This window comes from Paenibacillus montanisoli (assembly GCF_003268025.1).
Taxonomy (GTDB): domain Bacteria; phylum Bacillota; class Bacilli; order Paenibacillales; family Paenibacillaceae; genus Paenibacillus_Z; species Paenibacillus_Z montanisoli.
Genome location: NZ_QLUW01000006.1, coordinates 300675 through 325560, shown reverse-complemented (window position 1 = coordinate 325560; position 24886 = coordinate 300675). Strand labels below are relative to the sequence as shown.

General features: G+C 46.2%; 18 protein-coding genes. 4 read left to right on the top strand and 14 right to left on the bottom strand.

What is annotated here, in order from left to right; all coding sequences use genetic code 11:
• Positions 1-132: 132 nt before the first annotated feature.
• The 3 genes from DL346_RS26275 to DL346_RS26265 all read right to left on the bottom strand — a co-directional run bounded on the left by DL346_RS26275 (position 133) and on the right by DL346_RS26265 (position 5172).
• Complete coding sequence (locus tag DL346_RS26275; protein ID WP_165822687.1) at positions 133-1962, bottom strand: ABC transporter ATP-binding protein; 1830 nt, start codon at positions 1960-1962, stop codon at positions 133-135.
• On the bottom strand, positions 1937-3781 hold the full coding sequence (locus DL346_RS26270) for an ABC transporter ATP-binding protein (RefSeq protein WP_112885348.1): 1845 nt from the start codon (positions 3779-3781) through the stop codon (positions 1937-1939). Before DL346_RS26270 ends, DL346_RS26275 begins: the two co-directional genes overlap by 26 nt.
• 320 nt (positions 3782-4101) lie before the next feature.
• Positions 4102-5172 carry a phosphotransferase gene (locus DL346_RS26265; protein WP_112885347.1) on the bottom strand — a complete coding sequence of 357 codons (1071 nt, stop codon included), beginning with the start codon at positions 5170-5172 and terminating at the stop codon, positions 4102-4104.
• A gap of 149 nt (positions 5173-5321) precedes the next feature.
• Between DL346_RS26265 and DL346_RS26260 the strand changes: the two genes are divergently transcribed.
• Positions 5322-6392, top strand: coding sequence for a Gfo/Idh/MocA family protein (locus DL346_RS26260; RefSeq protein WP_165822686.1), 1071 nt, complete (start codon positions 5322-5324; stop codon positions 6390-6392).
• A 111-nt stretch (positions 6393-6503) separates the two neighbouring features.
• On the opposite strand, the gene DL346_RS26255 is transcribed toward DL346_RS26260, so the two are convergent.
• Together DL346_RS26255 and DL346_RS26250 are read right to left on the bottom strand one after the other, a co-directional pair.
• Positions 6504-7445, bottom strand: a complete 942-nt coding sequence (locus DL346_RS26255) for an aldo/keto reductase (protein WP_112885345.1) — start codon at positions 7443-7445, stop codon at positions 6504-6506.
• Positions 7446-7654: 209 nt separating this feature from the next.
• On the bottom strand, positions 7655-12898 hold the full coding sequence (locus DL346_RS26250; protein WP_165822685.1) for a DUF4350 domain-containing protein: 5244 nt from the start codon (positions 12896-12898) through the stop codon (positions 7655-7657).
• Between the two features lie 217 nt (positions 12899-13115).
• On the opposite strand from DL346_RS26250, the gene DL346_RS26245 reads away from it, so the two are divergent.
• Entirely contained in the window at positions 13116-14237 is a 1122-nt protein-coding gene (locus tag DL346_RS26245) for a HupE/UreJ family protein (protein WP_112885343.1), read from the top strand.
• Between the two features lie 1286 nt (positions 14238-15523).
• Here the strand turns inward: DL346_RS26245 and DL346_RS26230 are convergent.
• On the bottom strand, positions 15524-16225 hold the full coding sequence (locus DL346_RS26230) for an ankyrin repeat domain-containing protein (RefSeq protein ID WP_240633435.1): 702 nt from the start codon (positions 16223-16225) through the stop codon (positions 15524-15526).
• Between the two features lie 347 nt (positions 16226-16572).
• Here DL346_RS26230 and DL346_RS26220 point away from each other — a divergent pair, with 347 nt between their 5' ends.
• Together DL346_RS26220 and DL346_RS29630 are read left to right on the top strand one after the other, a co-directional pair.
• Complete coding sequence (locus DL346_RS26220; RefSeq protein ID WP_112885340.1) at positions 16573-16923, top strand: ASCH domain-containing protein; 351 nt, start codon at positions 16573-16575, stop codon at positions 16921-16923.
• Positions 16924-16981: 58 nt separating this feature from the next.
• Complete coding sequence (locus DL346_RS29630) at positions 16982-17371, top strand: hypothetical protein (RefSeq protein ID WP_240633448.1); 390 nt, start codon at positions 16982-16984, stop codon at positions 17369-17371.
• A 514-nt stretch (positions 17372-17885) separates the two neighbouring features.
• Here the strand turns inward: DL346_RS29630 and DL346_RS26210 are convergent.
• From DL346_RS26210 to DL346_RS26175, 8 genes are all read right to left on the bottom strand, one after another.
• A complete protein-coding gene (locus tag DL346_RS26210; RefSeq protein ID WP_112885338.1) occupies positions 17886-19259 on the bottom strand; it encodes a hypothetical protein in 1374 nt (457 codons plus the stop codon).
• A gap of 23 nt (positions 19260-19282) precedes the next feature.
• The gene (locus DL346_RS26205; protein WP_112885337.1) at positions 19283-20524 is read right to left on the bottom strand and encodes an NAD(P)/FAD-dependent oxidoreductase; all 1242 of its coding nucleotides are present in this window, start codon (positions 20522-20524) and stop codon (positions 19283-19285) included.
• Positions 20525-20537: 13 nt separating this feature from the next.
• Complete coding sequence (locus tag DL346_RS26200) at positions 20538-20858, bottom strand: MocE family 2Fe-2S type ferredoxin (protein ID WP_112885336.1); 321 nt, start codon at positions 20856-20858, stop codon at positions 20538-20540.
• 54 nt (positions 20859-20912) lie between these two features.
• A complete protein-coding gene (locus tag DL346_RS26195) occupies positions 20913-21968 on the bottom strand; it encodes a fatty acid desaturase family protein (RefSeq protein WP_240633433.1) in 1056 nt (351 codons plus the stop codon).
• Between the two features lie 120 nt (positions 21969-22088).
• Positions 22089-22979: an AraC family transcriptional regulator gene (locus tag DL346_RS26190; protein ID WP_112885335.1), complete on the bottom strand. Its 891-nt coding sequence runs from the start codon at positions 22977-22979 to the stop codon at positions 22089-22091.
• Between the two features lie 149 nt (positions 22980-23128).
• Entirely contained in the window at positions 23129-23335 is a 207-nt protein-coding gene (locus tag DL346_RS29960; RefSeq protein ID WP_112885334.1) for a discoidin domain-containing protein, read from the bottom strand.
• Between the two features lie 83 nt (positions 23336-23418).
• Positions 23419-23790: a DUF7402 domain-containing protein gene (locus tag DL346_RS26180; protein WP_112885333.1), complete on the bottom strand. Its 372-nt coding sequence runs from the start codon at positions 23788-23790 to the stop codon at positions 23419-23421.
• Between the two features lie 480 nt (positions 23791-24270).
• Positions 24271-24879 (bottom strand): SGNH/GDSL hydrolase family protein, encoded by a 609-nt coding sequence (locus tag DL346_RS26175; protein ID WP_112885332.1) that lies wholly within the window; start codon positions 24877-24879, stop codon positions 24271-24273.
• Between the last annotated feature and the right edge of the window lie 7 nt (positions 24880-24886).

The window sequence follows — 24886 nt, the reverse complement described above, 5'->3', positions numbered from 1 at the left end:
CGTCGAGGCCCAAATCCGTTCTATCTAGTATATGAATGCATCTATCCTGATCATGAGCGGCTAAAATGAATAAGGCACAATCCCCTCTGCTTTAGAGTGGATTGTGCCTTTTACCGCACGGCTTTAGGGATATCACGCACTAACGTAATACTGCGCCTGCGCGTTCCATAGTTCGGCGTATTTCCCGCCCGCTTCGGTTACAAGCTCATCGTGGGAGCCGCGCTGTATAAGCCGGCCCTCGTGAAACACGGCGATGTCGTGGCAGAACCGACAGGACGAGAGCCGGTGGGAGACGAAGATTGCCGTTTTGTCGCCGATGATCTCATTAAAACGAGAATAGATCTCGAACTCGGCGATGGGATCCAGTGCCGCCGTTGGCTCGTCTAGTACCACAAACGGCGCGTTTTTATAGAGCGCTCTTGCCAGCGCCACCTTTTGCGCTTCTCCTCCTGAAATCTCTACGCCATCGTCGGAGAAATCCTTGTGCAAAAAGGTATCGAGCCCTTTGGGCATGTCCTTTAACTTCTCGCCAAACCCCGCCGTAACAAGGCACTCCTCTGCCAATTTTGCGTCAAAGCTCTCAGAGGAGGCCACATTTTGACCGAGTGAGAATGAATATAGCTTAAAGTCCTGAAACACGACGCCGAATACGCCCATATACGCCATGTAGTCGTACTCCCTGATGTCAACGCCGTTTAATGTGATCACACCCTCCGTCGGATCATAAAGCCGGCACAAGAGCTTGATCATGGTTGACTTGCCGCTGCCGTTCATCCCCACAACGGCAAGCCGCTGACCGACATTAATTTTCATATTAAGGCGCTCAATGGCATAGTCGTCGAAGCCAGGGTACTTAAATGACACGTCGCGAAATTCAAACTCCAGCGCTGTTTGCGGGATTTGTCGGCCTCCGCCGCTCTTTCTCATGTTGTCCGGCAGGTCTAGATAACCGTACATAAGGTCGAGATACTGATTATTTGTGATAAAGTTTCCCAGAACCCCGACAAGCTTGGCCAGCGCACCGACAACGCCGGTAACCGCGCCGATATACTGAACCACGCTGCCTAACGGATACATGCCGTACAGCGCCCGCAAGCCGATAAAGAGATATACGCAGCCGCCCAGCACGGCATGAATGGCTGCCGAGAGCGCGTTATTTCTTCCGATAAAATCGAAGAACCGGTACCAGAACTCCGCTCCGACTGATTTTCTGTAGTGTTCTTCAATAGCTCGCGCCTGATTAAAAAGGCGAATGTCCTTCGCGGCGTTTTTTACCTGCATATACTCGTTAAAAAAATGTACATAGGTGTTTGACTTCGGATTCTCCTCAAACACCTGCTGCAGGATACGATCCTCCCTATTCTTAATGACATACGTAAAGGGAAGTATGAGGAAGATCAGGACGACAAGCAATCCCGTGGCGTATGGCGATGTTATGAACGTCTGCTCATAGGACGAGGCCGATGAAAACATGCCGATCACCAGCACGATCGAAGCCGCCAGCTCGAACAGGGGCTGCAGCAGCTCGGGCAGACTGTAGTGCAGGCGTAAAATGCCCAGTCCGTTGCCGTTTGCCTTTGCCTCAATATCCGCCAGCTTTTCATTATTTTTCGCGTCTTCCACCTGATCGTAATTCAGCTGCATATACCGATTGCCCAGGAAAAAGTAAAAACGCGCCCATAACGTACTGTTCAAGGTTGTAATCCGGCGCGACGCCACGGCGTTTATTGCAGATAGGATAAACGAGAGCCCCACGGCAAGCGCGGCGTACAGCGTGATGCGCCCTATATCGCGTGCTCCTGCCAACTCGTTTATGATCTGGGCGGAAAGGAAGAGCACCGTAAGCGGCTGTACAGCCTTAATAAAGGAGGTGACGTAAGTAAGCGGAATATAGGTTGGCGTCATTCGATTTACAATGGCGTATCCTCGACGAAGGTTACGCCAGATGGAGAGCATCTTCATTTTCGGCAACCTCCTCATCCTTATAATAGCGGGACTGTACGTTAAACATTTCGGCGTATTTCCCGCCGTATCTCATAAGCTCGTCGTGCGTGCCGCATTCGGCGATGCCGCCGTCGTCGATTAACAAAATCCTGTCGCAAAAGCGCGTGCTTGCCAGCCTGTGCGAGATGTAAATCGATGTTTTGCCGGCAGTCAATTCGGCGTAGCGCTGATAGATCTCGCTCTCGGCAATCGGGTCAAGCGCCGCAGTAGGCTCATCCAGGATAATAACCGGTGCATCTTTATACAAAGCGCGTGCCAGCGCCAGCTTCTGCTTCTCTCCGCCTGAAAGCTCGATTGCGTCGTCGTGCACACGCCGCACAAGAAGCGTTGACTCGCCTTGTTCAAGCCCGCTTACCTTTTCCAAAAGTCCGGACAGCTCCAGGCATTTCTTTACCTTCTCATAGTCTGTCCGGTCGGGCGACTGCTGCGAGATGTTTCCGGCAATATCGCAGCAGAAGAGGTGAATATCCTGAAACACCGTAGAAAGCATCGCAAAATACCGGTCTCTGTTAAAGCGGGTAATATCGACACCGCCCAGCGTAATTTCACCGCTTGTTGGTTTATAGAGTCCGCATATCAGCTTAATAAGCGTCGTCTTGCCCGCGCCGTTCGCACCGACTATGGCAATGCGCTCGCCCGGCGTGATCACAAGGTCAATGCCGCAAAGCGTCGGTTCCTTCGCTTCCGGATAGGTATAGGTGACGTTATTAAGAGTGATGGCAGGCGGCAGCATGTCGCCGGCGGGCAGCTCATGCCCTGGGCCGGTGTTTGAGACATCGGGAACGTCCAGATACACTCGAATGTCCGATAATTCGCTAAGAGCTCGCATAAGCTCGCTTGAATGGGTCAAAATGCCCGACAACCATCCCGCAAACGCGCCAATGGCGGCAAAGACCAGCACGAAATTGCCCAGCGTCAGCTCGCCGTTCATCAGCAGGTAAATGAGGAAAGCGTACGCGGCGCCGTCGCGTACGAGGCCGAGCAGGGCATCCGAAAGCTGGGCCTTCATATCTCCCGTCGCTACCTTGTGCTCTTTTTCGGTGCTGGTGGCGATTACGCTTTTAAAAACGCTGCTTATAAGACTGTTAAGGCCATAAAGTCGCACGTCTTTGCCGCCGGAAGGCTCCTTCGATACCTTTTGCATATACCACAGCTTGCCTTGAAGCTTTGACCGCTCTTCGCGCGTTTCCCTCTCAATCTTGCGTGCGCGTGAAAGCGCTAGCCAGTTGATCCCGGCCGACACTGCTAGAAAAAGGATAATAAGTGGATGTACATTTACAATAACCATACCGTATGTAACAAAACCTAAAACGTTTATGACTAGCATCGTCATTGAGCGCGGGATGTTGGACGAGGGAGAGTGATTGCTTTGCATCGCTCGCCACGCCTTTTCGCCCAGCTTAGCGTAGCCGGGGCTCTCCAGCACCTCGAAGTCCATGGTAAGATGCTTGTGCATGGTGGCTTGAAGGTGTTTTAGTATGCTGATGGTACCCACTGATTCATTGGTGATGAGGTCGGCGTAGCTTTTCGCGCAGCTCAAAGCGGCCAGAAGAAGCGCCATAACGCCCACCGACACGATAAACTCGCCGGGTGTTACTCTTGCAGTAAGATTGTCGATGACAATTTTGGGCATAAGGATATTGACGAAGGGCAAGGCGACACCAACAATCGCCGAGACGACACAACAAATAAGCGTAAGGGGCCTTGCCCGCCAGTGCAGCCGCATGGAGTAAACGATGTTTGACCATGGGGAGTACGCCTCTTTCTCTTTTGACACACGAAAACCTCCTAAATGTGTAGTTCTCTATACTAAGTCGGGTTCAGCATAGCGTATCCGCGCGTGTATGCCTATCAAGCGTTAGTTGAGTTGCCGCCTCAACTACATTCGACTGTCGGTAGAATTGTTCAGATTTCATAGAGTCGTTGAATGTTCTCAACAGTAACTCTCCAAATAGTTCAACGAGGCTGCAGCTTGTTCCTGCGGGATAAAGGAAGAGCTGCATGTAATTATGTCGCGCCTCGGCCACTCGGATATTAAAACAACGAAAAAAAGAGGCCGCTCATAAGTTCGGTGAACTCATGAGAAGCCTTAGGTTATTACTGATCGATCCCGACAGTTCTCCAGATCTTCCAATCTTCAAAGAAGGATTGTACGCGGTCTAAGCACTCCTTAGCCCAAATTAAATGCTCTTCGGATCCATTAAAGGTAGCTGCGCAAGCCCCTAATAATCTAAATCCGCAGTAAAAGAGCGCAATGGAATAATCAAGTCGCAGTTGGTCCGCTCCGTAGCCAGAAACGCCACTATCCGTCAATTGGTTAAGATATTGATCTAGCAGGTTATGTTCGTATTTCCGACGGACCATAGAAGGAATCGATAGGCCGATCAAAGAGGACAAATCATATACTCCCTTGATCCTGGCGGGCAATTGCCAGTCGATGACAGCGGCCAACGCATCGTTATCATCAAAAAACAAGTTTCCGAACTGGGAATCGCCATGGATAAAGGTTACAGGCGGTTCGGTTGCGGTCCGTTGCAAACGCTTGGCTGTTTCAATGATTTTGTCGATATTTACGGATATATAATCTAAGAAATCATTTTGCACAGTTCTGGAGAGTTGCAGTAGGGCGAGCTTGGGATAATCGCCGTTAGCGATCATTAATTGAATCATATGCCCCTTCAGCCAGTGTGCATCGGCAATCGGCTTTTCCCACCACTCGCTGTGAAGCCGTGCCAGAAAAGTTACCGTATTCATTAAACGCTTCTCGGTGAATCCGTGATTCAAGCTTCCCGAGTGGTAGCCATTTAGATCTTCCAACACGAGAATGAAGGACTTCTCTTGCGGATTGCAGGAACTGTAGTAGCATTTGGCAAGGGGAATTAGATTTGGATCTGCAAGGTGGGATTGATAGAAGCCGTGCTCGGATGGATAAAAGTATTGATAAATAAAATCAGGCATCACTTGCGAAGCGAATTTCACAATTACGGACTTTGGAGCTCCTGATTCAGCATTTGAATCAAACTTTAGACGCAGCCGCACGAGCGAGGCTGTCATCCCAGTGTGCCCAGAAACTCGTTCAACCGCAAAATCAGCTATTGACCCATAGTCATGAAAAATTCCCTGCAGCCATTGAACAGTTAACTCACTTTCGTTTTTGGGAATGCTCATGTTCTGCCCTCCTCCCCTCCAACTAAATGTACAGTTGAGATTGCCATAATATAACAAGTACTCCGTCAAGGATAAGTTCTAAAAGGGGAAATCTTCAATAATCATTTACGGAACGATTTAACTGATAATTAAAGGGGGAGGCGATGCCGATGGAACAGCAGAAACTTCGCGTCGGAATCATTGGAGCGGGATTCTGGACAGGGTTAATACATATACCTGCATTGCAGGCGTCAAAGAATGCTGAGATTGTTGCGATTTCGCGGCGGAATTCCGAGCTGCTAGAGAAGATCAAGAATGGAACGGGAGTTCAAAGTGCTTATACAGATTGGCGAGAGATGATAGAGAACGAACAGTTGGACGCCGTGATTGTCGCGACGACTCACGCCTCTCATGCTGAACCCACGATCGCGGCTTTGAAAAAAGGGATTCATGTGCTTGTTGAGAAGCCTATCGCTTCAACTTCAAAAGATGCCTGGGCCATGGCAGCTGCGCAAAGGGAATCCGGTAAAATATTGATGGTCTCTTACCAGAGCCGCTATCATCCTGTTTATCAAACAGTCAAAAGAGCATTGGACGCAGGTACGATTGGAACGGTTCGCCAGGTTCAAGCGACTTGTTCGCAAAACATAGGTGCATTTCTAAGCGCTACACCGCAGGAAGAATTGGAAGAACTCATGAAGGGTTTGGGACAGCCCGAATGGTTCAAAAATGCTGGAATAGTACCCGGTGATTGGAGAAGCAATCCGGAAGAAATGGGCGGCGGAATGTTCGCAGATACGGGTTCTCACTTCACGGACCTCGCTTTGTGGTTTGCGGGTTCGCAAGCGAAAACAGTCATTGCATTCTCAGAGCCTCCTGAAAATCCACAAGAAGCGTATTTGAGTGTGCAGATCCGAATGACAAACGGGACACTCATCTCTTTGTCCTCAAATACGATCACGCCTGGAAACATGTTCGCTGCAAAGAACAATTTTCGCATTTTAGGCGACCTTGGCACCTTGAGCTGCGACGGTGAAAGGATATTGGTAGAGAGAGTACGGGATCGCGAGGATTTGCCGGTTGAGGGTCAGATTGTAACTTCTGTTCAAGCATTTCTATCAGCCATTTTGGATGGAGGAATCAATTTAACGCCCGCTGATGAGGCTGCCCGCGTTGTCGAGGTGACAGAGGCAGCGTACATTTCCGTGAAGGAAGGCAGAACCGTTCAACTGCGGAATTAATTTCTAATGTTTTGATTATCGATCATCCGGCAACAGGGGTTCTATCACGGATCGAAGACCCAGCTTCGATTCATTGATAGAACCCCTTGCTAAAATTCTGATGCCAGATGTTTAGCCGAGATTTCTTAGTGCCTTCTTGCTTTCAGCGTCTAGCTTGGTCGCTTCCTCTTCGGTCAGTTCTATGTCAATGGAATGCAGATTTTCGAAGAAATGCTTCTCGTTCTGCGTGCCCACGATCGCCGAGGTCAGGCCCTTCTGGCGCAGCAGCCAACTAATTGCGATTTGCGAGAGAGTGGCATCCTTGGCTGCGGCTATTTCCTCCAAGAGACGGATTAGGTCCGCGGTTTTCAGCAGGTTTTCCGATTGGAATAAAGACCTCTCCTTGCGAAAATCAGTCACTTCTTTGCCTTTGTGGAAAATTCCGGTTAGAATCCCCTTAGCGAGGGAGTTGTAGCTCATGATGCTGATGCCGTTTTCCAAACAATAACCAAGCAAATCGTCTTCAATGCTGCGCTGAAGCATATGATACTCCGGTTGAATCGCGTCGACCCGCCCGTATTGCATGGCCTGCTTCAGTTGAGCAAGCGAGAAATTGGATACGCCGATTGCACGAATAACGCCTTCTTCTTTCAGCTTGCTAAGCTCTCCCATAGATTCCTCGATCGGGATTTCGTTACTGGGCGTATGGATGTAATACAAGTCGATATAGTCCGTGTTCAGCCGGAACATGCTTTGCCACAGGGCCGTACGGATCTCTTTGGGCCGAAGGTGATGAGCGCTTACCTTCGTTGCGATCACGCATTGTTTTCTTACATCGCCTAGGGCTTTTCCTATAATAAACTCTGAGCGTCCCGCCCCATAGAGTTCAGCGGTATCGAACGAGTTTACTCCGTTGTCAAAGGCTTGGCGGAGAAGCCGAATGTTGTCCTCTTCGGGCCTAAGCTCCCAGCGAGTCGATCCGCCTGAGAAAGCGTTGCCTCCTCCCAGCTCCATTGCACCGTACGTAATGCGGGACACTTCCATGTCTGTTCTGCCGAGTTTTGCGTACCTCATTAGTTTTCTACTCCTTTTTTTGTAATAATATTGAATTCGGGTTCATCCCAATAACTCCTCCCAACTTTAGTCAATTTTTATACCAAACTTGGAAATTACATAACGGTTAACAGAAAAAAACGATAGTCCCCTATTGACCGCAAGAAAAACGCCATGAAATTTTTGACCATAAAAAGAGACAGGAATCATTGATTCCTGTCTCTTCAATCCTACTTCGTTGAATTCCCTTTCGGAACGGTCACTGTTGTTGTGGCTGCAGTAACATTTCCTGCTTGATCCGTTACTCTATACGTAATCGTATAAATTCTGCCATCCTCCATGCCTTCTCGTTCAGCGCGTATTCCGAACGTGTAATCTTCACTTCCGATGGTTGCATCTTGAATATCATCGGAAGCCAGGGTTTCGTTGGCCGTAATGGATTCAAGTACAATCGAATCTACACCTGCCAGACTGTCCGTTGCCACCACTGTTGCATGAATTGGAACCATCTTATGATTCGGTACGGATAGAACAGGCTGGTCTACCGAAGCGTTGACAACAGGTGCTGTTTTATCAAGTTTAACCACAACCTCCTGTGATGCTTCCGTATTGCCCGCATTATCCATGCTGCGGTATTCGATTTGATGGACTCCATCTTTCGATAAAACAATAGGCGCAGTATAAGTTGCCCAGCTTTCGCCGTTGATTCGGTATTCAGTTGCTTGGATACCGGATTCTTCATCATAGGCCTTCAATGTTACTGTTACATCGTTTTTATACCACCCGTTTGATCCATCGGGTTTTTCTGGATTTACTTGTGCCGTAGTTGCAGGTGCGCCTGCATCGACTTTGACTTGTAGTTCCCTCGTATCACGAACACGAATACGATTCCCCTCCGCAAATTTACCGGCAATCCCTACAGCCTCCAATGTATCTCCCACTTTTAAATCCGGCACTGGACCTGTTTGGTTCACAATATAGCCATCCGTAAATACGAGCACGTTTCCAGATCCATCATTGATGACATATGAATTGGCATCGTATTTGCTAACGATTTTACCCGAAGCTTTGACTAATAGTCCTTGATTTTCGTCTGAAACAGACTCTTCGGTAGAGACTGCCTTAGGTTCAACCGGTGCGGTTTCGCCAATCTTGATAACATCCGTTGCAAAACTTGTAAACTCTAATTCTTTGTTATTCTCGAAGGTTTTAATATGTCCGTACACACGAACCTTATCCCCAAGCTTCAATGACCCTTCAGGTACTTCCTGAAATGCCATGATGCCGCCAGTCGAGTCTTGTAGATAGAAAGCATCATAGAATGTTCCTGCACCGGTAGTAACGATACCTTCAACAACGACACTTGTTCCATCCGGTTGCTTTCTCTCATCACCAATGGAAGAGATCGTTGTGCCTCTGCCCGCTAACCACTCTATAGAGTTTAGGGCAAACTCATCATTTCCTACTGGATCGTAGCTTTCATCTAATTGCTTATCATTTGCAAAGTTCATGCCGGATACAATGATTTTCCCGCTGCCAATCACTTCGGAGGCAATAGCAGGGATCACGGATCCACCATGATCATCGCTTACATCATCATACTTATAGCCGTCACCAGTTAAACTGTTTTGGTAGGATGTTTCATTCCCGTGTGCCAGAATAGTTACGGTGTTGCTAGTAGTCAATGCTGTACGTCCAGCCCCTTCTAAGGAAGCACCGCTATAATAATTAATAGAAGGTGTCGGCATTTGATCTGTAATATAATTGCTTACAGGCTCCGTATGCAAACGAACAGCAAACTTGGACGTTAACGGGTTGGACCAGAAATTCCCTTCCTTAGTATCATCATAGATTCCATCGTTGTTAAATTGAATGGCTGATCCCATCTGAGTCAATAAATCGTTATTAATGGTTACGTCATTTCTAAAGTTACTCTTATCCGATAATAATAAGGAACCGCCATTTTTAACATAGTTAGCTACAACGGTATTCTCATCTGCTGTTAAGTCAGTCGTTGGGTGCGTAATGATTAATACTTTGACTCCAGCAAGCGTGTCTACCGTGAGCGGACTTGTATTTTCTACTACGGTATAGCCCTCTTTTTCCAATAAATCTCTAAATAACTTAAAGTTGTTCTTATAGGTTCCTGGATCCGTCGATGTGTTCTCATTTCCATGGGCTGCATCGATCATTACCGTTAAACCAAGCGGTTGTTTGATGGAAACTTGCTTAGAAAACTGATTATCCGCCGGATTATCCCCTTGAGGTGCATCAACGACAGCAATGATCGTATGGTTGCCCGCAATCGGATTTTTCCAAGTCACCTGAACCTGTTTTACATTTTTAGCTTGCACAGAATCGATCGTTGCACTCCCAATCTTATTGGCCGGATCCACGCTGTCCAAATAGAAGTTTACATTTAAGTTCGTAAGATCGTTTGTTCCTAAGTTTGAAATACCTGCAGTCAAATTGGCATCTTTACCTGCGACAATTCCGCCTACGACATCAATCCCGCTAACACGTACATCTACAGCTTTATCTTTTGTCCAGATGGGAGCAGAATAGATTCTTTCTCCGTCCATTTGCGTCACGCGCACAACAAACCATTGTTGTCCGCCTGTTACAGGAACTGTAGGATTCCAAGTGAAATCTTTTGTCATCGGTTGTATAGAATCAACGACTTTTTCGCCATTTGTCAGTAATTCTACCTTTTGAATGCGATCATCGCTCTTGTAGCTGGAAGGTAAATAGCTAAACTTCGGATCCGCATTGGATTCTGCAACCGGGTCAGATCCTATAATATCAAAAGCTAGCGTACTTCCATCGACAGTAGCTCCCATGTAGGCTCCATTGGCAAGAACATCCAACTCGAAGTTCGGATCTTCTTCCATGTATACGCGCATATTTTTCATGGAATCCAGCAGGGAATCCTTCGATAAATCATTAGATACAATGACAGTACGTTTCATCGTTTGTCCCCATGTACCATCGTGGTTATCTTCCCCGAAGGTTGGAGCGACATGCCAGCCTAAGTTAAGCGCATCGAAAAACTTTTGCTCTGCATTTGCATATCCATAATTTCCTGAACCATTCCCGACTTCCAACATCGTGAACAGCTTATCCACCTTGGAGTCATATGGCATGAAGTTGTTAAATGCATTCGCAGACATATCCGGATGGTTAAATTGCGCTGCAATATTATCGTAGGTTAATATCCAAGCATAGTAAGAATTCAGATCCTGGTACTTCTTATTATCAATGTTTCGATCGATAAAATTATCCGTACCAAACACGTTGGAATGACCCCATGTCGTGGATGTCATTTCAAATGCAGGGAACACGACAAAAGATCCGTTATTGGTATATTGCGCCGAAAGATCCTTGGTTTTCTGCCACTCCGTTCCGCCGATTCTCTCTGGCATTCCATTGTGAGCAGTAGAATCTTGCCCTAGCTTCTCAGGGTCAATATCATGGGAATGGTCAGAAAAGGCAAACCAATCATAGTCATGTGCTTGCGCGGCTTTTAAAGCTTCCTCCGGATTCCCGGTTGCATCATGGGAAACATTAGTATGGTTGTGAGTTGTTCCACGGTAATGGCTGCCGCCCGCAAACTGCGGAGTGACTTCGAATGCCCACGTATCCTCCGTTTTATTGCCCTTTGTGTCATAAGCAATTACAGTTACGTTATGAGTGCCGATCGTTAAATCATTTGAAATAGGCAGAAGGACTTTATCCGCTGTTATCGTTGCTTGGCTTGTGAAATCCTGGTTATCCACCGAAATGGTTACCTTTGCTGGGTCAACTCCGCTTGGGTCACTCAACATCACCGAAATTACAGGCTGTTTGGATTCAATTTTCGCCAGTCTCGCTGGTTGCTCTCCATTGATCGTTGGACCCGTAGTATCTATCGCTGTAGAAACCGTGAAGGGAGCTGCGGCACTTCCAACTGTCTGAGTTTCTGATTGGCTCTTTGCTTCAATGTAATAAACAAAAGAGTCCCCAGTTAATTCAGTACCAGGAATGGCAGCTGCATAATTGGTTGAATCCGTGCTCGTCATGTCAACCGATTTATACGCACTATCCGCAGGCTGTTTGTAAAACACTTTGACTGAAGTTGCGCCCGTGGCCATTGCAGAAATTTGTAAATCGGCTCCCTTAACCGATTCCTTAATAGGGGTATGTGTCACTGTTAAAGGAAATACTTCAGATACATCCGAGGTGCTGCGCGGGAATAGCTGGTACCCTGAATCATATGGCGATGTACTATCATACTGACCGATTAGTCCAGCAAAGGAATACGTGTGATTGACTTGAAAAGCGCTTAAACTAATACCGGTTGTTGCAATAACGCGAACGGTCAAGTTCTTGCCGGTCGAATCCTGAACGGTTACGTTAGCTGGTAAAGAGGTAGGAACATTCGTTACTTTCCCTGTGATCGTAACTAATTTACCTTCCATTGGCTCTGCGGTTGTAAAAGCATTTAAATCTGCAATCGTCGTATGAATTGGTGCAGGTACCGGGCTTGTCCCTATTTTATCAACCGTTGGCTGTGTAAGCTCGGCTAATCCTTTGTAATTGGTTATCACCCCTGTCACCCGAACGCGATCTCCAGGATTTACGGCGGAAGCATAACCATAAACATTGATCCCGCCAGTAGAATCTTGAATATAGTAAGAATTTGAACCAACAATTTGATTTGCAACCGTTACGGTTCCTTCAACGGTCAACGTTTGGCCCTCGTTTACCAAAGTTCCATCTGCCTCTGTAGCCTTAATGTCACTTATGGTTGGCCCAAGCGAAGGTTCGATAGGGGTTGTAGTGTTCTGTGGATTAGGATCCGCTGCAACAAAATCGTTTTTGTTATCATCCGTATCCAAACCGTTTCCTTTTCCGGCACCGTCCGCGGTTGGATCCGTACCATCATTCGCTTTTCGTTCTACACTCTTTGTGTTTGAAGGAGCTGCCGCAGGGCCACTACCCTCAAACTCACTTGCCGTGGATCCAAAACCTACGTAATCCACAACATTCGCATCTGCTTTTGCTGTTATCGTGTCGGAGGTTTTTGAAAGGGCTGCCTTACCTGCCGTTGCAGATAAATTTAAATTGCCAGTCGCATCCGGTGTCGGTAGATCTAATGTTCCGCCACTGCCTTTTGCGCCTTGAACAAGATAATATCCATGGGCCTTGATCGTGCCTGATAAAGTTGTTTTATTTGAGCCAAAAACGCCCGCTGCAGAAGCATACTGAACCGACCATCCAGTTAGATCGATATCTTGCGAGGTTGGATTGTATAACTCTATAAAGTCATTCTTGTAATTGGCCCCTGCATTTCCTCCTCCACCATAGACTTCACTGATCAGAACATGATTTGCCTGATCGGCATGTGCTTGTCCAACCAACAAGTTTGATAATAGCGTGTTGGCTAGTACGAAGGAGGAAATCGTGACGCTTGTCCATTTTTTTCTTTTCCTCATGAATTGGGTATCCCTCCAATTAAAATGATGGCAATCGTAAATGCCATTACGGACCATGTATAATAGAATAACACTTCAATGTTAATCTAGTATAAAGCTTAAGTAATAATTTATAAGGGAAATAGTTCCAGTGAATTTAGATACTCCTTAACACTCTCTTTACAAACCTACATTAAACTAACTTAGTCCGTCAGTCATATGAGGGGGTTGATATCCGTTGAAGTTTTATCTAAACAAGCCTAGCTATTATCTAGCCGTTTCTATATTCCTGCTCTTCCTTGTCGCTCCGCTATCTACAGCCAGCGCCCATCCGTTAAGTGCAGGGTTCACCGATATTGACATCAGCGAGCAACAAACGCAGCTTACTTATTCTATTGATGCCCTGTCCGTTATTGAAGGATTTGGCGGAGATACGAACAATGATGGCAAGCTGAATGAAACAGAATTAAAGGCCATTGAACATCGTGTTTCAGAATGGGTCGAAGATAGCGTGGTTTTGGAGAAGGACGGGCAGGAACTAAGCTCGGAAGTGACGGGGCCTCTTCTTGAGAACAAAGGTGAAAATGAAATGGTCACGCTCAAATTTCAATATCCCGGCTTCGCGCCTGGGCAAACGATTTCGCTCTTAGATGGAATGTTCACAAGCGGAACAACGGCTTCCGCTTATACCAACTTCTTAACGTCCCAAAACCATGGCTCCGTTAGTGAATCCGTTTTAAGAGGAAAAGATCGGATCTGGACGATGTTAATTACGGAGCAACAGTTAGATCAAGGCCAGCAAAGTCATTCGACTAAAGCCATATCATCTTGGTGGTCTTTCTTTACATTAGGCATGGAGCACATTTTAACCGGTTACGACCATCTTTTATTTTTACTCGCTCTATTAATTCGCCAGCAGACGCTCAAACAATATGTTGCTGTGATCTCAGCTTTTACAGTAGCGCATACGATTACGTTAACCCTGGCCGTGTTAGGCATATTAAATATCCCAACGTATATTGTCGAGCCGGCTATTGCGCTAAGCATTTGTTATGTTGCAGTTGAAAATATCATTCGCGGCAAAACATCTGGTCGATGGGTGATCACGTTTCTATTTGGGTTAGTACATGGAATGGGCTTTGCAGATCTGTTAAAAGAAATGAACATCTCATGGACGCACTTAGCTGCCTCTCTTATTAGTTTTAATATTGGCATTGAGGTGGTCCAACTGGCTATCGTCATGCTCTTGCTGCCTATTCTTACAAGACTGTTTCGTTTTTCGGCATATCGGAAATATGTAAACTACTCCTCCATCGTCATTTTTATTTTAGGAGCAATCTGGTTTCTTCAAAGGGTTTGATTATTAGGTACTTAAAGAAAAAGAGGAGCCGCTGCGGCTCCTCCATGACCATAAACAAAATCCTACCTATCCCTTTCGACTGAGGGGCTGGAATTCATTTTTTGCGACTGTCCTGTAATAAATTTATAAAAGTACACGGTAGCGGTCTGCGACAGCAAGTATATAGGATAGGAATACCATAGGTGATATCCGTTTTTATAGTGGAACACGCCAGCCTTATAACATAACCATTCGAATCCGACGGAGAGCAACGAACACAGCGAAATATATACGACTGTCCGCAATCCTTTTAGCCGAAATAAATCATAGGCATAGATAAAAAAATACCCGAATGGCGCATAGAGCGGGTATACGATGAAATCCATAATCGAATATTGGGGTCCGTCCATAATATCGTACAAGTCAAAAATATGACCTGAGATTGAATTATCCAGTATACTGGCGATCGATGCGCTGAAACACAGCAACAAAATCGTAACAGGAAGAGGAAACCGTTTGGGCAGCAGAAACATGATTCCATAAACCACTATAATGCATGAAATCAGGAAAATGTCATTCGTACCGAATCCGCGCTCGTCAAAAGGCATGAAACTTGTCATCTTACTATCCACGCACCCTTCTGAAGCTTTTCAAACATAGGAAGCCCAAGCACAGCAAGATCAACCGGTACCCGAATAAAGCGGTCATTTGCCAAGATCCATTTAATATGAACAAGCCCATAATACAACTTAACCAGTCAAAAAAGGCAATCACGCAAACCGAAATCAATATAACCGCCATTTTGCCGCGTAAAGTCGATTGATTTATGTAAGCACCAACAATGATCGTCATTAGTGCCGGGATGATTAAACATTGATATAACGAAAATGCGACATAACCCATAGGGTCCTTTGTCACGGAATAAAATTTAATCGGGTCGGCCAACAAATAGCTGATGTTCGTATTTATAAAGTTCAACATCAATAATACGAAAGCAAAATGTTGACGCGAAACTTTGTCGGCCAGCGAAAATAATACTCCGCACAGGAACCAGCAAAAAAACAAATAAAGGGATATTACCATGGTTGTCCCCTTCTTACGTGAAGGTACGAATATTCTTATAGTATTGGAAGGAATGAAATGGGTTATTCAGCTTTCAATGTTCCCATCCATGCTATCGTTAAGCTAATCTTGAAATGCGAATTAACATAAATAAGACTACCTCCTTGGAATTAGGAAGTAGTCTGGAAATGATGGGTGCCATAATGAGTTGATTTAACCGTTTATGTTCCCGTCAGTCCTCACAATCAAGACAAAATCTCAACTATTTCTTTAAATCTTTTTTGTTTCGCGTGTTCCAGGGGCGTTACACCTTCTTTATCTCCTAAATTTTTGTCCGCCCCATGTTCGAGCAATAATCGAACAATCTCCTGATGGTTTTTCCCTCCGCTCGACAATATTACTGCCTCCAATAAAGCAGTCCACCCCAGTTTATTGACATGATTTACTTTTACATCCGTTTTGGTCAGCAAGAGTTCCACCACTTCAACATGACCTTTTTCGCATGCTGGAATCAGTGCCGTTCCACCATATCCATTCAATATGGTCATATCTGGTTTTGTGTTTTCCACAAGAAATTGTACGATTTCCGTATACCCCTCTACACTGGCAATCATAATCGGTGTATTGTCAATCTCTTTGCTCGGTCTATTCACATTTGCTCCTAACGTCACAAGTAATTTCACCATTTCAAAATTATTTCTACTTGTCGCTAATATAATGCCTGTTTCGTAATTAGCATTTCTCAGATTTATATCGATACCGGATTCTACAAGATTTTTCACAGTAACCGTATCGCCGTTTTCGATTGCGGTAAAATACTTTTCTTTGACTTGTTCAATCATGTTGCTTTTCTCCATTCGCAAAATTTTATCCTCATCATTTAGCTTTATGAATCCATATAACAACACAGAAAGGATCGGTAATGCAATTAAAATATATTTTTTCAATAGCATCCCTCTTCGCACATATGGCTTTCATAATGCCATTTTATCAATATGTACCTCCTAGTTCAAAAAAAATCTGCGATAACCCACTCCTCCTAACGTGCAGTAAATTCTGCTGAGACAAGCTAACTCAACCCAGAGCTAACCCCCCATTCCCTTCATCATACACATCCATCATTGCTGGCTGAAGCGGGAGTAAACCTTGAAACGATCATGGCTCGTCTCGGCCACAAAGATGACGTATATAAGTACATTTTATGTTGTTGGGAATAAGTTAGCAGAATTTGTTAACGTGGATAGGACATTCTATATATGTTCAAGTAATTAGATTGCCTAGGAGGATGATAAATATGTCGAATATAAATCAAAGTAATGAATTGCCGCCAAAAACATGCTCGATTGAGCGATTGGTAACGGTTAAGCCGGACGTGGAGAAAGTGATTGCCGGAATTAAAACAGCAACTCGGCGGAATGGGCGGTATGCCGATGTCGGAGAAATCATGGAGCTTCAAGGTCACCGTTTTGTAGTTCAAAAGGTGTATTCGCAATCGCTCGGTGAGCTAACCGATGAGCATGCCAAGCAAGAGGGATACGAGAATGTGGAAGCCTACAAGCAATCGATCTTATCCTATCACCCAGGTATGCCGTGGCTGCCGCATATGCGTGTATGGGTGCATGAATTTAGTCGCGTGCAGGAGTAAATAGAAGGTGGATTTTTGGTATGCGTTGCTGCTCTATATACATATCCTTAGCGCGATTATGTCGATTGGACCCTTTTTTATTTTCATTCCCGTAATGAAGAAGCTTCGGTCGGCAGAAGCCTTAGAGCAAAACGCCTATCTTAATACGTTCCGAACCGCTATACGTTTGGCGAAGCACGCAGGCCATGTGTTGGTTGGTTCCGGAATCTTGCTTGTTCTTGTGGGATCCTGGTCTTGGTCGACATCCTGGATCGTAATGACCATCCTGCTCTTAATTGGGTCCTTACTCTTCCTGGCTCGCGCATTCTCTCCGAAAATACGGAAAATCAATGAACCGGGCCAAGACAAAGCAATCATCATTCGACTGCTTGCTCGATCACTGTGGATATACCTTGTGCTCCTGCTTTGTATGTTAGCGTTTATGGTAGTGAAGCCTACCTTTTGGTAATGAAAAAGTGCCGACCATTTGCTGGGACTGACGGGACTGATCCCTAGATGAGATCAAATTAAAACACCTTCAAGTGAATGCCCCCATGTCGTTAGATATGGAGGACAACTTTGGAGGTGTTTTTGCGTTGGCAGCTAGAGTGAGCTGCTAATGGTTCTTTCTTCGCGTTTGTCCGAAAGAAGGCATGGAACCATGACGCGCGCAATCCGGTAAATAAGTCAGTAATATCAAGGGTTTCACGATTTAATGCTGTAACATCTTATAAGAAAATTAGTTATTTTTTATATCCTTTCGACACCTATTCGGCACCTGTTAGGCACTCGAAAGGATGATCCGTCAGTAAGAGCCATCGGGAGAAATCCTGACGGTTCTTTTTTGTTTACCTCATTTGGCACCACAACTGATAAGTTATTGCTAACAAATGTTCAACAGCGCCTCTGAAGCGACCCCTGCTTTGACAGGGCACCACCTATCGTAAAATATCGGCAGGCGGTGGTTCATGGGAGACAATTTGTTATGATGATGATACCCTATCGCGTGTTCTTTCCCTTCCCGCACGAATTTCTGCAAGAAAGTTAGGCCACCATTCTTTTAAATCCGATTGCCGGCTCAATCTGTCCTTCTCCTCCAGATTCCGCTTCATAACGATTGCAGCCTGCTGTTTAAGCTCTTCCATGTCTTTATACTCAGGAACTAACCACTTTCTACCGATTTGCGCATGCAAGACTTCATCTGCCCAATCGTAATCTTGGAATGTCTTTGCAAGTTCGTTATCAGACTCCTTGGCAACAGCCCATTCAAAGTGCTTTCCGGTAGCTTTGGGCATCAATCCTTGCTCAATGTACCAAAGAACAAGATGTGCCTCGAGCGGCGTCGCAGTACGGTTCAATGCCATGGTTGTTAGAAATTCGACCGGATATTTGTAGAACTCAACGCCATCCTGGTATAAGCCTACTTCCCCCATCATGGAGTGTCTTGCCTCATCCCACAGCTGCCTGCTTAACTCTTGATAATACTCCCACGGTTTGCCCTTGGTTTGATAGATGATTGGCCCCATCCACTCAGGCACGTCCATTTCCCTGAGACGCTTGAATAGGAGCGCGTAGGTTCGCTCGTCCGCAGGGCGGTCAGCATCGAAGTAGTATTGATCAAAGTTCGCTGTTGAATTATACGTATCCGTAAATCTGGCGTCACGCCGAGGCTCGACTTTCATCGAATACGGTTTTCCATCCGTACGCGGCACGGAAGAATGCCAATCCGCGGGCTTGGCCAGATCTCCCGATATCCCTCCTGCTGCATATAGAAAAGACTCCAGATGCTGCTGCCATTGCTGCGCGGCGATCCCGTCGGCATCCGTTCGGATCAAGGCTTGCACGGCAGCTTCACCCCATGGAATCATTTCCTCTTCTTCAACTAGGATCAGCTTCAGCACGCGGCAGGTCGGATGATCGACCAATGGATTTGTCTCCGCTAAATGTTTTCTCATCGAACGAACCAGCTCCGGTTTTACTACTCTATATATGCCTACTAGCAGCTCCAGAGTTGACTCTGCCCGAATAACCTCATGAAAGAGAGCTTCAATCTGTTCATCCGGCACTTTGTCCAAATGCAAGGGTGGTTCTCTCATCTCCGTTATCCGTTTCCGAAGGGCGGCGCTATGCTCCGCATCCAGCCACATGTGCAGCCCGAATGCTCCCTTTACCTCCCATTCAGGTATGTGAGCGATATGTGCGGCAAAGATTTGGTTGAGCTGCGTTTCGGAGTATAAATATCTTCTTAGTAAATTCACATTATGATCGATGTCATAGCCCACTTTGCAGGCGTCTTCATAACTGCAAATGCCGGCTAACGGAAGTAAACCTAAGTTGTTTAGAGCTACTCTTGTCATGTATGATCAGCCCTTTCCGAATATTAAGCATTCACAAGCGATTTCAACTTTACTTCTGTGTTCTGTAAAGCTATCGGATCAAGAACAGCCTGATTCTGATGAATGAGCATTTCTGCTAATCGAATATCCTTGGCGATCTTGGCGTTTAAGCCCACGGCACTTGCCGCCACTAAGCGATTCTCACCAGATAGGTGAAAGTACAATTTGTCGCGCTCACTTAGATGTCGGCACACCGTGAGCACACCGCTATCCGGCAATCCGGTCACTTGCAAGGTTTGATCATATTGATCCGACCAGAACCAAGGGATATCCACGAAGGGCTTCGAAGCGCCAAGCATGTTATGCGCCACATGCGTGCCTTGATCCTGCGCGTTGCGCCAAGCTTCAAGGCGAATTCTCCTGCCCCCATAGAGCTTGTGCGGAAAAGAACAACAATCGCCGGCAGCAAAAATATCGTTGTCGCTCGTTGCCAGATACTCATCCGTATAAATGCCGTTTTCGATTGTAAGTCCGCTTTGGGCCGCTAGCGAGGTTTCAGGTATTGCGCCTATGCCAACGACAACCGTATCGCAGGGGATATCCGTACCATCTGCCAGTGTGATGAGATGGCCCTCTGAGGTATTCATGATTCCTTGAATGCTGATCCCAAGCTTAAAACGGACGCCTGCCATACGATGACGTGCTTCAACGATGCGGGCAATTTCTTCAGGAACGCCTCGCATAAGAATACGAGGTCCAACCTCTATGACAGTGACAGAACATCCTAACTCCCGTGCGCTTGCTGCGACTTCCAGACCTATGAAGCCCGCTCCGATGACGGCAATGTGTTTGCCCGGCTGAAATCGTGTGCGAAGTGCCACCGCATCAGCGAATGTTCTTAGATATAGCAGTCCTGTCGTATCTGAGCCCTCAATCGTTAACTTACGTGGAGCTGCCCCCGTTGCGAGCAAGAGCCGTTCATACCGGATTTGTTGGCCATTGCTCAATTCGACCGAATGGTTCACCCGATCGATTCCAACAACCTGGTTATTCGGTATCCAGCCAATGTTGTGCTCCGATAGCCGAACTTCATCGAGAATGGTCGCAGGCTTAGGCTCTTCTTCGCTGATCAGCGTGAATTTGGAAAGCGGTGGTCGCTCATATGGGGCCAGCGGTTCTTTTCCGATTAGAGTGATAGGGCCGTTCCAGCCCGCTGTTCGAAGCTCGACCGCTGCCCTGGCACCGGTTTCGCCCGCACCGACAATCACCATTCCTAAATCAGACATTGTCGTTATCTCCTTAGATTTGGATGAAAACTTTATTATGCTCCAGCTTTACCGGATACGTCCTTAAATCCACGCATACCGGAGTACGCTTCGCAGCGCCGGTCGTATAATCAAATCGGCCGTTATGCTTTGGGCATTCGATAATAGTGCCCATGACCAGACCTTCTGACAAATGAAACTTCTCATGGGTGCAATACCCATCCGTCGCATAATAGCTGCCTTTGGCTGTGCGGTAAATGGCAAACGTACGGTCTCCGTGATCAAACCGAATGACGTCTTCTTCATCTATAGCATCAGCCTCGCATGCTTCAACCCATTGTAATAATTCCTGCATAGGGCCCTCCATTTAAGTAGATTATTGGTTAGATGCTTTGTTGTGCTGCTCAGCTTACGCACCATAGTAATACGGATTGGCAGTAGCCGGCAAAGGGCGATCCACCACATAGGAAGGATCATTCTTCTGTTTCATGAGCGCTGCAATAACCTCTTTAAGCGCCGCCCACAGACTGGGGCTTGGAGCAGGGTAGTCGAACTTTAGTTCTTCGTGTAAGGCGGGCAGTGCATGATAGGGAACCATAGGGAACATGTGGTGCTCAATGTGATAATTCATGTTCCAGTAGAGGAAACGGAAGAAGGGATTAATATAAATCGTACGGGTATTCAAACGATGATCGAGCACATCCTCACGCAGACCCAGATGCTGCGCCAAACCTACTAATAATAGCAGGATCGGTCCATAGAAGGTTGGAAGCCCGACAAACATAAGCGGCAAGATGCTGCCGATTAGAATCGACCACGTAATAAAGCCGAGTAGAATCAGTGCCCAAATCCGTGAAATCCAAACGGCTTTCCTGAATTCGGAGACCGGAACATAATCTTTCTCAGCAGCAGTAAGTCTTCCGAAGCAATGGGTAATTACGCTTTTGAGGTCTCTAGTACCGCCATAAATGTGGATGATTTCTCCGAAAATAATACGCCAAACCGGTGGTCTGGTCATGGCGATCTCCGGATCGCGACCGACGATATACGTATCGGTATGGTGCCTCGCATGGCTCCAGCGCCAAGGTGTCGGCGGTCTTAAGTCCATGAAGGAAGCGATTTGATACAGCACATCATTCATCCAGGGCGTCTTGAATGCCGTGCCATGACCGCATTCATGCCAGCGTGAATCTGCCATTGATGCATAGCTAATGCCGTAAATTGCAAATGCCGGTATTGCCCACCATGTTCCCCATGCGTAATAGGCTAGCATCCCTGTACCGATCAGCCATGCAAACATGATGATCGTATCGCGAATAGCTGGCCCATCCTTACGCTTCATAAGCTCTTTAAGGCGCTGACGCGGAATTGGGCTGATATACCAATCAGCGGTTGCCAGCCCTTTTTCCTGTGCTAGCTTGTTCTCCGGTCCAGTCAGACTATAATCCCTCATCTTCACCGCCACGGTGATGACCTCCTCGTTAAGAAATAGTGATAACGCTTACTTAAATCATAACGAGAGAAGGCCATACTGTCGTTGAATTAACCGGACATCAGTTTGCACTATACAGACATCTAACAGTAGCTAATGTGGGATTTCCGACAGCTGTGATTTGCGGAATTTACTCGGTGGAACTCCAATTTTACTAGTGAATACTCTCGTAAAATAGTGAATCGACTCAAACCCAGTTTCCTCAGCGATTCGGCTGATTGTCCAATCTGTCTCAAGCAGCAATTCGATCGACTTCTGGACTCTTCGTTCCTGCACATAATGCGAGAAGGTTTGACCCACTTTCTCAGCGAACAGCCGAGATAAATGACGTTCCGTAATATGCAGATAACTCGAAAGTTGCTGCAGACTCAGCGATAAAGTTAAGTTATCCTCGATAAATAGCTTGGCTCGCTGCAAATAAGCAGACACCTGCTGCTTGTCAGTGGTTTCTTCATACTCAAGAGATTGGGAAAATTCGGGATAGAAAGAAACTAACAACGCACTCGCAAAGCATCGAACCGCTTCCTTGACCAGGTAATGATCTTGTTTGCACAAGGTTAATAATGTCCGCCAAGTTTGAGCCGTTATCGTATCATCTGCACTCGGCACGACGATTCTATTATTGTGAAGGAGCTGCAAGTATCGATGGATCGACTCTTTCTTTGAACGGGCTTCATCGATTTCAAACGCCACATAGAGTAAAGCCAACCCATCCTGGCTTTTGATTTGATGCCACATGCCTGGCCTTGAGAAGAACAACGTTCCTTGGAGCAATGGATATTCTACATCGGATTCATAGTAATAGCCTTCGCCTTCCATGACATAACAGACTTCAAAGTAGGAATGGCGATGGAGGGGGTTGTCAAAATGCTGCGGCATCGCGCCCCAATAATGCACCTTAAAGACAAGCTCTTCGCCAATTAATTCAACCGCCGAATCGTTTAATAGTCGGGTCAGCTTCTTGTAGTCCGATTTATTCGCCATATCGGAATCCCCTCACATTCATACTATATAAACTAAAAGCCGCCGACAAAGTCAGTGGCTTTTAGTTTTTGATGGATTTTTAAAAAACGCTAAAGTTAAAGTAGCTTTAATTAGCTCCATTCCCGCTTGTCATCGTGATTCTAACATACCTAGCGGTAGTCGACGAGAACGAATATGTTGGTCGAAACATTCTCTGTTTTAGTAAATACGGTCGTATAATTCACACCATCCATCGAGAGTTCAATCGTAAAATTGGTCGCATAATTAGCATCCCAATCGATGTTCACGCCCGATACCAACTGAGTTTGCCCCATATCCACCTTGAACCATTCTGTTCCGCTGATACGGAAGACCATTTCGTTGAGCCATTTCCGTTACGTTGCTTGATGGGAATCCGGCAGACGAACTGCTTTTGGTCGCGGATTGTCGCAGCGCATCATCAAGTCTTCGCAGGAAAAGTAATCACTTTATGCGCACCATTGATCGGGATGCCGGTGACCGCTTTCGTCGATCCGTCTCTAAAAGTGAGCGTGCCGCCATTCGCGTTGTCCATTGAATTAATCCTGTTATACAAGACGATTGTGTTAATCGTCTTCGCATTCGAATTTTTCCTCCAATCCAGCTTAATCCATGGATTCAGTCCCTCGCTCGATGCCCACTCGTTACGTGCAAATTCAAATTCCCGCTCCTGAATGAACCGATCTACGCGAATGATGTTCAACTGTCCGCCGATCACGATAAGGGTAGATTGAATCACGATCACAGCGATAAAAACTTTTGCGAACAAGGAGCTCTTAATCGGATTCATCATACTCAACAAGATGTATCGCCCTCCAAGCAAAAAGCACTCACTTCAATTTGAGGTGAGTGTCTAGTTATTTCACCTCTGCAGTCAACAAGGATGAAGTGATTCAATTATAGTCATGAAATGTAACCTCGTATAATACAAAAACCGTTATAATATATAGCCCGTAAGATATGAATACTTCGATAAGTATCACAAAGACGTATTACAACCCGACAAACATCTCGAAGAAATATCTAGACTAGCCGAGCTCAATCTTGAACTAACTCCCCATTCCCTTCGTCATACGCACACTTCGTTGCTGACCTGTTCAGCACCAAAAAAGCCGTTTTTTAAATCTTACGATGCTGAACATGGCGTCGGTGTTGCCCTGGAGATGGGTCCAAGAGGAACTGAATCATAGACATTATTCTCACTTATTCATTGAAGAATTGCGGAAGGATCGTCGCCGATTGCCTTCCGCATTGCTTTACAACGGTCCACGCTTTAGTTAAACAATACCCTTTCGATTCCTCGCACCGTAACTTCCTTATCTCCTTCTGGCGAAGGATGGATGCCATCTGGCACTAGACGATCAAATCGCTCTCTATCTTCCTTGCTTATCGCGTTCCATTCTGCAAAGTGATCGATAAGCGTTAGATTTCTTTCTTCAGCAACTGAACGGTAAACTTGATAATATTCGAGAATATGAGGCCGTTTCTCAAGATGTTCGCCTACAGGAGGGTTCATCGTCATAAGAATAATATCGCAAGAAGCGTTGATCTCCAGAATTTTATCAATCATGAACTCTAATCGGCTCCTGCATTGATCCAGGCTCGTTTCATACGGCAAGTACGCATCATTCATCGCAAATTCAATAAAGGCCATGTCGGGTTTATGCGCGAGTACGCGTTCGGACAAGTTTTCAATGCCCCACTGCGACCACATCGCACTTTTTGCACTATTGATTACGTTAGCAAGTCCAGGATATCGGTCCTGCAACTGAGTACGCAGTATGTCTACCCATACCCCGCCTTCAGTCAAGCTGGTTCCATATGCAACTATACACTGCTCTTTACCCGCATCCAGCTGGCGTATCGTCTGAAAGTTTCCCATCGCACTC

Bases quoted from the DNA above. Each gene is read 5' to 3' on its own strand.
- DL346_RS26275 (WP_165822687.1), bottom strand. From the start codon at position 1,962: ATGAAGATGCTCTCCATCTGGCGTAACCTTCGTCGAGGATACGCCATT.
- DL346_RS26265 (WP_112885347.1), bottom strand. From the start codon at position 5,172: ATGAGCATTCCCAAAAACGAAAGTGAGTTAACTGTTCAATGGCTGCAG.
- DL346_RS26260 (WP_165822686.1), top strand. From the start codon at position 5,322: ATGGAACAGCAGAAACTTCGCGTCGGAATCATTGGAGCGGGATTCTGG.
- DL346_RS26255 (WP_112885345.1), bottom strand. From the start codon at position 7,445: ATGAGGTACGCAAAACTCGGCAGAACAGACATGGAAGTGTCCCGCATT.
- DL346_RS26250 (WP_165822685.1), bottom strand. From the start codon at position 12,898: ATGAGGAAAAGAAAAAAATGGACAAGCGTCACGATTTCCTCCTTCGTA.
- DL346_RS26220 (WP_112885340.1), top strand. From the start codon at position 16,573: ATGTCGAATATAAATCAAAGTAATGAATTGCCGCCAAAAACATGCTCG.
- DL346_RS29630 (WP_240633448.1), top strand. From the start codon at position 16,982: ATGTCGATTGGACCCTTTTTTATTTTCATTCCCGTAATGAAGAAGCTT.
- DL346_RS26210 (WP_112885338.1), bottom strand. From the start codon at position 19,259: ATGACAAGAGTAGCTCTAAACAACTTAGGTTTACTTCCGTTAGCCGGC.
- DL346_RS26205 (WP_112885337.1), bottom strand. From the start codon at position 20,524: ATGTCTGATTTAGGAATGGTGATTGTCGGTGCGGGCGAAACCGGTGCC.
- DL346_RS26200 (WP_112885336.1), bottom strand. From the start codon at position 20,858: ATGCAGGAATTATTACAATGGGTTGAAGCATGCGAGGCTGATGCTATA.
- DL346_RS26190 (WP_112885335.1), bottom strand. From the start codon at position 22,979: ATGGCGAATAAATCGGACTACAAGAAGCTGACCCGACTATTAAACGAT.
- DL346_RS29960 (WP_112885334.1), bottom strand. From the start codon at position 23,335: ATGGTCTTCCGTATCAGCGGAACAGAATGGTTCAAGGTGGATATGGGG.
- DL346_RS26180 (WP_112885333.1), bottom strand. From the start codon at position 23,790: ATGATGAATCCGATTAAGAGCTCCTTGTTCGCAAAAGTTTTTATCGCT.
- DL346_RS26175 (WP_112885332.1), bottom strand. From the start codon at position 24,879: ATGGGAAACTTTCAGACGATACGCCAGCTGGATGCGGGTAAAGAGCAG.